Consider the following 13,522-nt stretch of genomic DNA (forward strand, 5'->3'; position numbering starts at 1 on the left):
CCCAGGGGAAGCCGGTCGAAATCCGGCGCTGACCCGCAACCGTGGGCCCGCATCGCGCGGGCGAGCCGGACTGCCTGGGACCAGGAATCACAGCGAGAAGCGCCGTCGCGGACTACGGCGTGGTTCGAACAGCCCCGTACGGGCGGCCCCTTCGTGGCCGCCCCTCGCCGGGTGCTCTCTGCCACGCATGGCCCGCCCGGACGACACGAGGGGCCGTGGTGGGGACCGCACAGCAACAGGACCGGCACGTCGGGAAGAAGAGACTTCTGTCGCTGCTCACGGCGGCCGCCGTGACGTTCGCCGCGAGCGTGGCGTTCGTCACCGGCGCGGGCCCGGCGGCCGCCGACCCGGTCGAGGAGTGCACGGCCACGAAGGGTGCGATCGTCGCGGTGGACTTCGGGCCGTTCGGCGGCGATGTGGTGCGCGGCTGCGACACCACGCCGACCACCGGCTACGAACTCCTCCACGAGGGCGGGTTCACCACCGAGGGCACCCAGCACGACGGTGACGGCTTCATCTGCCGGATCGGTACTGGTTCCTTCGACTCGGGCACGCAGTACCCGACTCCGGCCACCGAGGACTGCGTGCTGACCCCGCAGGCCACCGCCTACTGGTCGTACTGGATCGCCTCGCCCGGCCAGGACACCTGGTCCTACAGCCCGCTCGGCGCGATGAGCCGCAAGCCGCAGGCGGGCGACGTGGACGCCTGGGTGTTCGGCGGCACCGACGTCGGCGGCTCCACCGGCCGCCCCACGTTCACCCCCGACGAGGTCAGGGCCGGCGGGGGCGCGACGCCCGGCCCCACCGGGAACCCGACCGGCGGGCCGACGGTGCCCGCCGGGGAGATCGACGTACCGGCCGCCGCCCGCTGGGTGAGCGGTCAACTGCGCGAGGGCACGCACGTGGTGGACGAAGGGTCCGACACGTCCAACGACTTCCTGACCACGGAGGCCGCGTACGCGCTCGCGGCGGCGAACGGGAAGAGTCCCGCCCTGGACAGGGTGGCGGCCCATCTCGCCGGCCGCACCGACGCGTACGCCTACCCGGCCGGTGCGGCCGAGCCGCCCGCCGCCCCGGCGGCGGCCCGGCTGGCGCTGCTCGCGGCGGTCACCGAGGGCGACCCGCGCGACTTCGGCGGGCACGATCTGCTCGGCGATCTCGTGGAGAACGTCTGCCCGGCCGGACCGGAGTCCGGCAGCCCCACGCCCGGCTGCACGGCCAAGGGCGATTTCCACGGCGCAACCTATGCCGACGGTCAGGCGCTGGCCGTGCTGGCCTTGCTGCGCGGCGGCGTCGAGCCGCCCGCCGGATCCGAGGAGCGGCTGACCCAACTGATCTGCCAGGACGGCTCGGTGACCAGCATCCTGCTGAGCCCCGGGGAGTACTGCGACGGCGACCCGGCGACCACCGGGCTGGTCGCGCTGGTGCTGGACGAGGCGGGCGGTCATGAGAAGGCCGTCGCCGAGATGCGTGCGTATCTGAAGAAGGCCCAGCTGACGTCGGGTGCGTTCCCCGCGTACAACGGGTCGCCCACCGGCTCCGTCGCGGCCACCGCGTACGCGGCGCAGGCGCTGCGGGCACTCGGTGACGGCGACGCCGCCGCCGCGGGGGTCGCCTGGCTCTCCCGGGAGCAACTGGACGACGGCGGGTTCGGGTTCGACGAGGGCGCCGCCGACGCCGCGATGTACGCGACGGCCCCCTCCGTGCTGGCGGGAGCGGGCACGGACCTGGTGAGGCTGGTCGCGAAGGCCCCTGAGCCCACCGTCCCGCCGACCACTCCCCCGGCGACCGGCGGCCCGACGACGCACCCGACAACGCAGCCGCCGACGCGTCCGCCGGGTGTGGGACCGGACCTGAAGAAGGGCATCGCGTTCCTCACCAGCCCGGCCAACCTCCACCAGGGCCGCTATTACCGGGACAACGAGAAGACGGGGCGCGGCGACTTCGGCCTCACCATCGACGGCGCGTTCGCGCTGGCGGCGACCGGCCACGACGACAACGCCCTGCGCACGATCGTGGACTTCCTGGAGCAGGGCGGCAAGGACGGCGAGGGCCGGAGCCTGCACGACTGGACCGGTGTGGGCGGCAAGTACGCGCTCGGCGGCTCGATGGGCAAGGCGGCCGTCCTCGCCCAGGCCGTCGAACGCGATCCGCGGGACTTCGGCGGCCAGGACCTGATCGCGGGGCTGGCCGACGCGGTCTGCGAGAAGCCGAGCACCGCCCCGGACCGCAGCTGCCCGGCCGCGGGCGCCTACACCTACGCCCCGTCGGTCTTCGCCCACTCCCTCGGGATCATCGCGCAGGTGCGCGCGGGCGAGGAGAAGGCGGCGAAGGCCCCGATCGCCTATCTGGCGGGCCTCCAGCACAGTTCCGGGGCCTGGCCGAGTCTGATCCCCGCGACGGGCGACTCGGAGGTGGACTCGACGGCGATGGCCGCGATGACGCTGGACCTGGTGCCGGGCGACGCGCACGCGGGCGCCGTGGACAAGGCGCTGTCCTGGCTGGCCTCGCAGCAGCTGGCGGACGGCGGGTTCCCCGGGGCGTCCGGCAACTCGGTCAACTCGGCGGGGCTCGCCGTGCAGGGCCTGTCCCTGGACGCGGAGAAGTACGACCGGCAGATCACGAAGGCGCTGAAGTTCCTCGCCTCGCAGCAGAACAAGGACGGCGGCTTCAACGTCGCGAAGGAGGGGCAGCGGGGCTCGGACATCCGCGCCTCGGCGCAGGCCGTCGGCGGGGCCACGGGCATCTCCTTCGGCACTCTGACGCGGAGCCTGGAGGGCACCACACCGAACCCGGTGCCGTCCTCCTCCACCCCGCCGATCATCACCCCCGGGGACGCGGGCGGCACCGGGGGCATCGTGGACGCCGACGGCCCGGGGGCCGGCGGGGGCGGCCTCGCGTCGACCGGTGCGCAGGCGCTCGGCCTCGCGGCGGCAGCCGCGGTGCTGGTCCTGGCCGGCTGGCGCACGGTCGTGGCCGCCCGCAACCGGCGTGAGGCCGCGGCCGGCGGTGAACGGTGAACCCGCGCCTGCTCCGTACCGTCGGCCGGGCCCTGGCCGTCCTCGGTCTGGCCGGCGCGGCGGTCCTCGCGCCCACCGGCCCGGCCTCGGCGGCCCCGCAGCCGATCGGCCGGTGCACCACCTCCTCGGGCGTGGTGCTGGCGGTCGACTTCAGCCACTGGGGCGGTCCCGTCTACCGCTCCTGCGGTACGACGCCGACGACCGGCTACGAGCTGCTCAACCAGGGCGGCTGGCGGACCACCGGCACCGGGCACGACGGCCCGGCGTTCATCTGCCGGATCGGCTACAGCGGATACCAGGGCGGCAAGCAGTACCCGACCTCGCAGCAGGAGGACTGCGTGCTCACCCCGCCCGCGTCCGCCTACTGGTCGTACTGGCACGCGGACCCCGGCGAGAACACCTGGGAGTACAGCCAGCTCGGCGCGATGAGCTACCGGCCCCGGCCGGGCAGCGTGGATCTGTGGATCTTCGGCGGGACGAACATCGAGGGCACGAAGGGCCGCCCCACCGTCACCCCGGATCAGCTGCGCGCCCACAACTCCCGCCCTGTCGGCGGCGATCCGGCGCCGAAGCCCGAGCCGAAGCCCGACCCCGTACGGACCTCGCAGCGGCCGGCGGACGGCGACCAGGCTCCACCGCCCTCCGAGAAGCCGTCCGAGAAACCTTCGGAGAAGCCCTCGAAGTCGGCGTCGCCGTCCGCTTCCGCCACACCCTCCCCCAGCCCGTCCGCCTCGGTGACGACGGGGGCGGCGGTGGCCACGCCGGAGAAGGGGGCGAAGGTGGTGGACGCCGCCCCGGCGGCGGACGCGGAGCACGACTCCGGGTCGATCGTGCCGGTGGCGGCGACAGCCGGTCTCGTGGTGGTCATCGGCGGCGCGGCCGTGTTCGCCGCGAAGCGCCGCCGCCGTGAGCAGTAGTCCGTACACGGCCCGGACGGCCGAGGAGGGCACCGCCGCCGCGCCGGACACCGGCGGGCGGCGGCTGCCGCGCACGCTGCATCCGGTCGCCTGGTGGATCTGGGCGCTCGCGCTGGCGACGGCGGTGAGCCGGACCAACAATCCGCTGCTGCTCTTCCTGGTTCTCGCGGTGCTCGGTTACGTCATCACCGTGCGGCGCACCGAGGCGCCGTGGGCGCGCGGGTTCAAGTACTACCTGTACCTGGCGCTGACGGTCGTCGCGATCCGGGTGGTGTTCCGGGCGGTGTTCGCGACCGGCATGACCCCCGACGACCACTACCTCTTCTCGCTCCCGCACATCCCGACGCCGGACTGGTACGCGGGCATCCAACTGGGCGGCCCCGTCTCACTGGAGGCGCTGCTGTCGGCCGCGACAGACGGGCTGCGCCTCGCCTGCATGCTGTGCTGCATCGGTGCGGCGAACACCCTCGCCAACCCGAAGCGGGCGCTGCGGGTGCTGCCCGGTGCGCTGTACGAACTCGGCGTCGCCGTCACCGTGTCGATCAGCGTCGCCCCCCAACTGGTGCAGAGTGTCCAGCGGGTGGCCCGGGCCCGGCGGCTGCGGGCCGGGCGCAACAAGGGGCTCAAGGCGCTGCGGGGCATCGTCGTGCCCGTGCTGGAGGACGCGCTGGAGCGGTCGTTGCGGCTGGCGGCGGCGATGGACTCGCGGGGCTACGGGCGGGCCGGCTCGGCGACCCGACGCTCACGCCGTTTGACCGGGGCGCTGATGCTGCTGGGCATGTGCGGACTGTGCGCCGGGGCGTACGGTCTCCTCGACGCGTCGGCGCCCAAACTGCTGGGGCTGCCCGCGCTGGCGGCCGGTTCGGTGCTCTGTCTGGCCGGGCTGCGGCTCGGCGGGCGGCGGGTGACGCGGACGACGTACCGCCCGGATCCATGGCGGTTCGCGGAGTGGGCGGTGGCGTCCTGCGGGGTGCTCTCCGCCGTGCTGCTGTTCGTCAACGTCGGCTACGACCCGGCCGAGTTGAACCCGTCCATCTATCCGCTGAGCTGGCCGACGCTGCCGCTCGTCCCGGCCGCCGCGATCCTGCTCGCGGGGGCGGCCGGATTCCTGGCCCCGCCGCCGGCCCCGCCGGCCCCTCCCGCCCCGCCCACCCCGCACATCACCGCACCGCGCACCGAGGAATCCGCATGATCACCTTCGACCAGGTGTCCGTCGTGTACGACGGCGCCGACGAGCCGGTCCTGCGGGACGTGAACCTCTCGGTCGACGAGGGAGAACTGTGCCTCGTGGTGGGCCATACGGGGGTCGGCAAGTCGACCCTGCTGGGGGCGGTCAACGGGCTGGTCCCGCACTTCACCGGTGGCACGCTGTACGGCACGGTGACGGTCGGCGGCCGCGACACCGCCGACCACCCGCCGCGCGAACTCGCCGATGTCGTGGGCGTGGTGGGCCAGGATCCGCTGGACGGCTTCGTCACGGACACGGTCGAGGAGGAACTGGCCTACGCGATGGAGCAGTTGGCGATCCCGCCGACGGTGATGCGCAAGCGGGTCGAGGAGACCCTCGATCTGCTCGGGCTCGCGGATCTGCGCCATCGGGCGCTGTACGAGCTGTCCGGCGGTCAGCAGCAGCGCGTCGCGATCGGTTCCGTGCTCACCGCCCACCCGCGCGTCCTGGTGCTGGACGAGCCGACGTCCGCGCTCGACCCGACGGCGGCGGAAGAGGTGCTGGCCGCGGTGACCCGGCTGGTCCACGACCTGGGGGTGACGGTGCTGCTGGCCGAGCACCGGCTGGAGAGGGTGGTGCAGTACGCCGACCGGGTCATCCATCTGCCGGGGAACGGCCGGGTGGTGTCGGGCCCGCCGTCGGAGATCTTCACGACGTCGTCGATCGCCCCGCCCATCGTCGAGCTGGGCAGGGCCGCGGGCTGGTCGCCCCTGCCCCTGTCGGTACGCGATGCCCGCAGGGCCGCCCGACCGCTGCGCACGGTGCTGGAGGGCGCGGCTCCCCCGCCGGTGCGCGCGGTGCCGGACACACCGGGCGCGACCCTGCTCGGGGCCCGGGGGATCACCGTCGCCTACCGGGGCGTCCCGGCGGTGCGCGAGGTGGACCTCGACCTGCGGGCCGGGGAGGTCACGGCGCTGATGGGCCGCAACGGCTCGGGCAAGTCGTCACTGCTGTGGGCGCTCCAGGGTTCGGGGCCCCGTACGGCCGGGACGGTCCGGGTGGCCCGGGGCGAGCCGGGGGCGGCGGACCGAAAGAAGGGCGGCGACCCGAAGAAGCTGTCGGCGGCCGAGGCCCGGCGGCTGGTCGGACTGGTTCCGCAGACCCCGACGGACCTGCTCTATCTGGAGAGCGTCAAGCAGGAACTCGACCAGGCGGACACCGAGTCCGGGGCCGGGGCCGGGGCCGGGATGGCGGACGGGGCCGGGATGGCGGCCGGGGCGAGGGGGCCGTCCGCGCGGGCGATCCTGGACCGGCTGGCTCCGGGCATCGACGGTGCGACGCATCCCCGCGACCTCTCCGAGGGCCAGAAGCTGGCGCTGGTTCTCGCGATCCAGCTGGTGGCGGCCCCCCGGGTGCTGCTGCTGGACGAACCGACGCGTGGCCTCGACTACCGGGCGAAGACACAGCTGATCGCGATGGTCGACGAACTGGCCGCCGAGGGACGGTCGGTGGTGGTATCCACGCACGACGTCGAGTTCGCGGCGCGCGCGGCGGACCGGGTCGTGGTGCTGGCCGAGGGCGACATCGTCGCGGACGGACCGACCACGGAGGTGATCGTCGCCTCGCCGGTCTTCGCCCCGCAGGTGGCGAAGATCCTCACGCCTCTGCCGTACCTGACGGTCGACCAGGTGACCGCGGTGCTGCCGGACGGGGAGGCGGACGCGTGAAGAACCCCGACGGTCTCCAGGACGCGGGCGGCCTCACCGAGCGCTCCGCCGGCGCCATCCGTATCACCCCGCGCGCCGGAATCGTGATCACCATGGCGGCCTTCCTCGGCCTGGTCGCCTTCTTCTGGCCCTTCGTCGTCGCCCCGGGCAAGCTGGGTGCGGCCTACGCGCCGCCCCTGATCTTCGGCGTACTGCTGGTGCTCGTCCTGTGCGTCGTGATCTCCGAGATCGCCGAGGGCGGGATCAACTCCAAGGCGCTGGCGATGCTGGGTGTGCTCTCCGCCGTCAACGCGGCGCTGCGCCCGCTCGGGGCGGGGACGGCGGGCATCGAGACGGTGTTCTTCGTCCTCGTCCTGGCGGGCCGGGTCTACGGCCCCGGCTTCGGCTTCACCCTGGGCTGCACATCGCTGTTCGCGTCCGCGCTGATCACCGGCGGGGTCGGCCCGTGGATGCCGTACCAGATGTTCGGCTGCGCGTTCGTCGGCATGCTCGCGGGCCTGCTGCCGCGGGCCACGGGGCGCCGGGAGGTCGTGATGCTCGCCGTCTACGGATCGCTCTCGGGTTATCTCTTCGGCTTTCTGCTGAACCTGTCGTTCTGGCCGTTCTCGCTGGACCCGAACAGCTCGATCGCCTACCTTCCCGGTCTGCCCTTCACCGAACAGTGGCAGCGCTACCTGGCGTTCGACGTGGCCACGTCCCTCGGCTGGGACACCGGACGGGCCGTCACCAACTTCGTCTGCGTGATGCTGGCGGGCCCCGCTGTCCTCACCACGTTCCGCCGGGCCGCGCGCAAGGCGCGGTTCCGGGCGCCGGTGCGGTTCGCCGGGCGGGAGCCGGGGGGTGACGTGCCCACCGCACGGCCGGCCGGCGATGGTTCCCGTACGATATGACCGCCCTGGACTCCAGTTCGCCCCCGGAATGGTTGCAGCACCGCTTGAGATGCGATACGCCGACAATAGCCGCGAGCCGCGAGCCGCGAGCCGCGAGCCGCGAGCCGCGAGCCGCGCTGAGGCGGTCTGCCCCGTAGCCTTTCGGGGTGGCCATGCACGCTAGCCAGCCCCTCCGCGTCCCCGTCGGCAGCGACGCCGTGCGATGGAGCACCTTCCACGGTGAGAAGACCCTGGTCGTAGCGGCCCGTACGGTGACCTCGACCGTGCGGGTCCTCGAATGCCTGCCCGCCCTCCTGCGCGGGGACGGGCGCGTAACCGTCGTCTTCGCCCACGACCCCACCTCCGCCTTCAACGACGGGGTGCTGGATCTGCTGCACGACGCGGGCTGCCGGGTCATCCCCTGGGAGCAGGTGAGCCGTGCCGAACCCGATCTGATCCTCACCGCCAGCGAGAACATCGACGTCCCCGAGGGGCACTGCCCCGTCCTCGTCCTGCCGCACGGCATCGGCTTCCAGAAGCAGGTGCCGGACGCCCGCGCCGCAGGCGAGCGGCTGTCGGGGGTCGTGCCGGACAGCCTGCTGGAGTCCGGGCGTGCCTGGCTGGCCATCTCGCATCCCAGCCAGGAGGAGCAGTTGCTGGCCTCCCATCCGAAGGCGGCCGGGCGCACGCTGCTCGTGGGCGACCCGTGCTACGACGAACTGCTCGTGAGCGCCGGCCGGGCGGGCGCGTACCGGCGGGCGCTCGGTGTTCCCGGCGGGCACCGGCTCGTGGTGCTCAGCTCCACGTGGGGCGGCACCTCACTGATCGGGCGGGATCCGGGGCTGGCGGCCCGGGTGCTGGCGGCCCTCCCGTACGACGAGTTCCGGGTGGCGGCGATCGTTCACCCCAACGTCTGGGCGGGGCACGGATCCTGGCAGATCCGCACCCTGCTCGCGCCGGCGCTGGAAGCCGGCCTGATGCTGATCCCGCACGTCCACGCCTGGCGGTCCGCTCTGGTCGCGGCGGATGTCGTCGTCGGCGACCACGGCTCGGTGACCCTGTACGGGGCGGCGCTCGGCAAGCCCGTCCTGCTGGGGGCGTTCGGCAGCGAGGCCGTCGAAGGCACCGCGGCGGCCGCGCTCGGGCGGGCCGCGCCCCGTCTCGACACCCTGGGGGACGTCCACGCACAGATCGCGTCCGCCCTGGCCGGGCAGGCTCCGGACCGGTTCGCCGCGGTCGCCGAGGGGGCGTTCGACCGGCCGGGGCAGTCGCTGGCGCGGCTGCGGACCGTGCTGTACCACCTGCTGGACCTCACGGAGCCCCTGCCCGCTCCCCCACCGGAGCGCTGTCTCGCGGAGCCCGCGGCGGCCGGGGCGGAGGTCACCTCGTGGACGGTCACCACCACCGTCGCCCTGGACGAAGGTCCGCCCGCCGTCACGGTGCGCAGACGGCCGGCGGCGGTGCCGGGCGTGGACGAGGACGAGACCGCCACCCGCTTCCGCCATCTAGCCTGCGACGAACGGGAGCCGGAACGACGGTTGGTGGAGAGCGCTTCGGTGCTGCTGCGCGGGGGCCCCGCCCCTTCGGCGTCGGCCGCGCTCCGGTGGGTCGGCCAGACGCTGGAGCGGCTGCCGGGGTGCCGTCTCGCCGCTGCCGCTCTGCGCGGGGGCGGATACGTGGCGGGGCTGCGCGACGGCCGGATCCTGGAGGCGACCGTGACGGGCCCGACGGCCCACCCGGGGCTGCCCACCGCGGTCGTCTACGCGCTGCTGCGGGCCGGCGCCCCGCTCGAGGACGCCCTGGTGTCCCTGCGGGTCGGGGGGCGCGAGGAGGACGTGACGATCCGGCTGCGGGCCCCGTCAACGGGCGTCGCCCCGGGCTGACGGGGCGCCACCCGGCATCCGTCCGTCAGCCGGCCCCCGATTCCTCCTCCAGGCGCTCCCGAAGCTCCTCCGCCCGAGGGCTGCCGCCGGCCTCGTAGATCTTCAGAGCGTGCTCCAGATGGGGGCGCACGTCGTGAGGGTCACTGCCCGAGCTCTCCAGGATGTCCGCCAGCGCCACGAGCGCCTGCGCCAAGTAGTGGGTCGCCTTCTCGGCCCGGAGGATCTCGGCGGCCGCGCTCAGCTCCGCGATCGCGTCCCGCGACTCGCCGAGGTTGCCGTGCGCGATGCCGATGGCGATACGGACGCGGGCCGCCATCCGCGGGTCCTCGCGCGCGGTGAGCTGTTGGTGGGCGTCGCGCAGGGTGTCCAGGGCCGCCCGGTGGTCCCCGGCCGCGTCCTGGGCACAGCCGAGGAAGTAGGACGCTATGGCGGCACCGCGGAGTTCGCCGGCCGCTGTGCTGAGGTCGAGGGCCCTCCGGTAGGCCTCCATGGCCCGGGCGGGGTCGGTGCGGTCCCAGTAGCGCCCGGAGAACTCCTGCACGGAGGCGCGGACGACCAGATGGTCCGCGACCTCGGCGCAGGCCTCGGCGGTGTCCAGCTCGCGCCGGGCGGCCTCGTACTCGCCCAGGTCCATCAGCGGGCGCGACAGGAGGCTGCGCAGGCGGGCCTCGGCCGCGGGCACCAGTGCCTCGGCCGCTGCCGCCGCTCCGAGTTCGAGTGATTCCCGCCAGTCGCCGAGGTGCCGGTGGTGGAAGAAGAGGACCGTGAAGGCCTCCGCGAGCTGCCACACCTCCGTGTGCAGCTCCTCCTCGCGTGCGGCGGCCCGCAGGACACCGAGGATGTTGCGGTGCTCCGCCTCCAGCCAGGCCAGCGGCGCCGGTCCGTCCGGGACCGTGAAGGGGTCGGGCACGTCGGCGAGAAGCTGTCCGAGGTCGGCGATCCGAAGCCGGTCCAGCCGGACGGCCCGGTCGGCGAGCGCGGTGAGGGCCAGGTAGTGCAGCGTCACCCGTCGCACGAGGGCGGGCCGCTCGGCCGGTGCCTCTTCCTCCGCGGCGCGTTCGGCGGCGTGCAGCCGTACGAGGTCGTGGAAGCGGAACCGCCCGTCCGGCGTCTCCTCCAGCAGGCAGGCCGCGGTCAGGGCATCCAGCGCGTCCGCGGTACGTTCCGGGTCCAGGCCCGTCGCCACCGCGGCGACTCCGGCGTCGAAGGCAGTCCCCGGGTACCAGCCCATCAGGCGGTAGAACCGGGCTGCTTCCGGGGTGAGTTCACGGTAGGCGAGGTCGAACGCTGCGGCCACGGACCGGTCCTTTCCGAGGGACATTCCTGCCAGCCGGCGCGGTTCGTCGGCCAGCTCCGCCGCGAGTCCCGCCAGGGTGAGACGTGACTCGGTCGCCAGCCGGGCGGCGGCCACGTGCAGCGCCACCGGCAGCCCGCCGCAGAGCCGCACCACCTCGTCCGCCGCGTCCGGGTCCGCCGCGACGGTCCCGGCGCCGCAGCGGTCGGCGAGCACCTCCAGTCCGCTCTCGCGGTCGAGCGGCTCCACGTGCATCATCAGCGCGCCGTCCAGGGCGAGTTCTCCGAGCCGCAAGCCGCTCGCCACCAGCAGCACGCTGCCCCTGCCCTTCGGCAGGAGCGCGACCGCGTGCGAGGGGTCGGTGATGTTGTCCAGGAAGACCAGCAGCCGTTTGCCCGCTGTCCTGGTGCGCAGGAGTCTGGTGCGGTCCGCGAGCGCGGTGGGGATGTACGCCGCGTCGACCCCCCAGGGACTTCAGGCAGCACCATGCGGCCTCCGAGACGTCGGCGCCCGCCGTCCCGCCCCGCAGGGCGGCGAAGTCCACGTAGATCTGCCCGTCGGGGAACCGCTCGCGCCCCTCTTCCGCCCAGCGCGAGGCCAGGGTGGTCTTGCCGACGCCCGGCAGCCCGTACATCGCCGCGAAGCCGACGCTCGCCCTGTCGGGGTCGCGGACGAACGAACCGTCGAGCAGATCGAGCATCCGGTCCCGGTTGCGGAACCGCACGGTCAGGGGCGGGATCTCGTCGGGCACGGCCCACTCCCCGACGGGCGCTGCCGGCTGCACGTGGAAGGTGATGCCGCCGTGGATCGCGGCGGCCTGCACGACCGGGCCGTGGCTCGTGCCGGAGAAGTCGTTCCGCGAGTCGGTGTGCCGGGGCCCGTCGCCGGAACTCGGGGTCGTCACGCGGTGCCCGGCCCCCGCCGGGGCGTGGAGGGCGCGCCGTCGTTGACCCACTGCGCCATGATCACCGGGGCGTTGTAGTGGCCGCCGCTGATCGTGTTGTGGTTGATCGCCACGGTGGGACCGCTGGGCTGCTGGGGCACCAGCTCGTCGAGGATGGCGCGCAGCTCCTGCTCGGCCTCGGGGTTGTCGCGCAGGGCCTGGCGGATCCTGATCCGCCACTCGGCCGCGACGTCCCGGGCACCGTCCTCGTCGCCGTCCCGGCGGGCGGCGATCAGCGCCTCGCGGGACTCCTCCAGTTCGGCGTCGATCACCTCGTCGTTCTCGCCCCGGCCCAGGAAGCGGACCAGCCGCCCGCGCACCTGCGTCCACGCCTCCGTCGCCATCAGCCCCACGAAGGTCGTCGCACCCGATGCCGCCAGTGCCGTCAGTGTCGTCAACTCGGCTTCCACCGAACCTCCTCTGCCTCACTTTGTCGCAGCGTACGGGCACGTGAACCGTCGCTGATGCAACCGTAGAGAGCGAACACCGCCTTCGGAAGGCGAATCGGGGGCGCGGCGCAGAGCAGTTCCAGCCATGTCGGAAGCCTCCGGGCCCGGCGCGGCCCTCCCGCGCGAGCACGGGCGCGCCGGACCCGTGATGGTGGATGATGGACGAGGGGCAGCGACACGGCGAGGTTCCGCAGACGTCACCGGCCGGCGCCCCGGAAGGGCGGTCGCCATGTCCGCAGCCGGAGTGAAGCGCGGAGTGAGGAACCGGGTCGCGGCGCTGTTCGCCGTGCTCGTGCTGGCCGTGACCGCCGCGTGCACGGGCGGGGAGGGCTCCTCGCCCTCGCCCAGCACCTCCTCCCGTGCGGGCGAGGCCGCCGACGTACTCGCCGTGAAGATCGACAATGTGGCGCCCGCACGCCCCCACACCGGGCTGGAGCAGGCCGACATCGTCTACGTCGAGCAGGTGGAGGCGGGTCTGAGCAGGATCCTCGCCGTGTACTCCTCCGACCTGCCGCCGGTCATCGGCCCCGTGCGCAGCGCGCGGGAGACCGATCTGGAGCTGCTGCGCCAGTTCGACCGGCCGACGCTCGCCTTCTCGGGGGCCCAGAGCAGGCTGCTGCCGGTCATCGACCGCGCGCCGATCGATGCCGTACCGCCCTCGAAGGCGCCCCGGGCCTATTTCCGCGGGCCGGACCGGCCCGCGCCGCACAACCTGTATCTGCGGCCGGAACGGATCCCGTTCACGGCCTCCGGGGTGGATGCGGTCGCGGAGCTCGGGCTCCGGGTCGGCGCGCCGCCGCCCGGCGGGGAGCCGGAGGACAGCCGTACGGTCCGCTACCCGTCCGCGTCGGTGACGTTCTCCTGGTCAGCGGGGAGCGAGCGGTGGCTCGTCTCCCTGGACGGCGCCCCCGCCCGTACGGCCGAGGGCGAGCGGATCGGGGCCGGCACGGTCGTCGTCCAGGACGTGGACGTACGGGAGTCGGACTTCCGCGACCGGTCGGGGAACAACACGCCGTTCACCGAGACCGTGGGGTCGGGGGACGCGGTCGTCCTGCGGAACGGCCGGGCGTACGAGGCCCGGTGGTCCCGGAGTTCCGCCGACGCGGACACGGTGCTCAGCACATCCGACGGGCGGCGCGTCGACCTCGCCGAGGGACCGCTGTGGATCCTGTACGCGCCCCGCGGCTGAAGCGCGCGAATGGGCGGTCCGGACGGTCGGCGAACCGCACCGTCCGGACGCCGTGGCCGGCGG

At 74.0% G+C, this 13,522-nt stretch carries 9 protein-coding genes; 7 read left to right on the plus strand and 2 right to left on the minus strand.

The annotated features are described in order from the left end of the window. Positions 1–218: 218 nt before the first annotated feature. The 6 genes from IE140_RS28810 (at position 219) to IE140_RS28835 (ending at position 9,584) form a co-directional block, all read left to right on the plus strand. On the plus strand, positions 219–3,020 hold the full coding sequence (locus tag IE140_RS28810; protein WP_150196434.1) for a prenyltransferase/squalene oxidase repeat-containing protein: 2,802 nt from the start codon (positions 219–221) through the stop codon (positions 3,018–3,020). Beyond that, on the plus strand, positions 3,017–3,937 hold the full coding sequence (locus tag IE140_RS28815; protein ID WP_150196435.1) for a hypothetical protein: 921 nt from the start codon (positions 3,017–3,019) through the stop codon (positions 3,935–3,937). Before IE140_RS28810 ends, IE140_RS28815 begins: the two co-directional genes overlap by 4 nt. Then, entirely contained in the window at positions 3,927–5,129 is a 1,203-nt protein-coding gene (locus IE140_RS28820) for an energy-coupling factor transporter transmembrane component T (RefSeq protein WP_189460829.1), read from the plus strand. Before IE140_RS28815 ends, IE140_RS28820 begins: the two co-directional genes overlap by 11 nt. Next, positions 5,126–6,832 carry an ABC transporter ATP-binding protein gene (locus IE140_RS28825; RefSeq protein ID WP_189460831.1) on the plus strand — a complete coding sequence of 569 codons (1,707 nt, stop codon included), beginning with the start codon at positions 5,126–5,128 and terminating at the stop codon, positions 6,830–6,832. The genes IE140_RS28820 and IE140_RS28825 overlap by 4 nt, the downstream gene beginning before the upstream one ends. 92 nt (positions 6,833–6,924) lie before the next feature. Further along, positions 6,925–7,722, plus strand: coding sequence for an ECF transporter S component (locus IE140_RS28830; protein WP_150193229.1), 798 nt, complete (start codon positions 6,925–6,927; stop codon positions 7,720–7,722). Between the two features lie 152 nt (positions 7,723–7,874). Continuing rightward, positions 7,875–9,584 (plus strand): hypothetical protein, encoded by a 1,710-nt coding sequence (locus tag IE140_RS28835; protein ID WP_189460850.1) that lies wholly within the window; start codon positions 7,875–7,877, stop codon positions 9,582–9,584. Between the two features lie 25 nt (positions 9,585–9,609). Here IE140_RS28835 and IE140_RS28840 read toward each other — a convergent pair whose 3' ends face one another. Then, complete coding sequence (locus tag IE140_RS28840) at positions 9,610–11,184, minus strand: hypothetical protein (protein WP_229826935.1); 1,575 nt, start codon at positions 11,182–11,184, stop codon at positions 9,610–9,612. Between the two features lie 594 nt (positions 11,185–11,778). After that, entirely contained in the window at positions 11,779–12,231 is a 453-nt protein-coding gene (locus IE140_RS28845; protein WP_150193224.1) for a hypothetical protein, read from the minus strand. Between the two features lie 268 nt (positions 12,232–12,499). On the opposite strand from IE140_RS28845, the gene IE140_RS28850 reads away from it, so the two are divergent. Next, positions 12,500–13,459 carry a DUF3048 domain-containing protein gene (locus tag IE140_RS28850; RefSeq protein WP_150193223.1) on the plus strand — a complete coding sequence of 320 codons (960 nt, stop codon included), beginning with the start codon at positions 12,500–12,502 and terminating at the stop codon, positions 13,457–13,459. The last annotated feature ends 63 nt before the right edge of the window (positions 13,460–13,522 follow it).

It is taken from the genome of Streptomyces parvus (assembly GCF_014648875.1).
In the GTDB taxonomy this organism is placed as follows: domain Bacteria; phylum Actinomycetota; class Actinomycetes; order Streptomycetales; family Streptomycetaceae; genus Streptomyces; species Streptomyces parvus.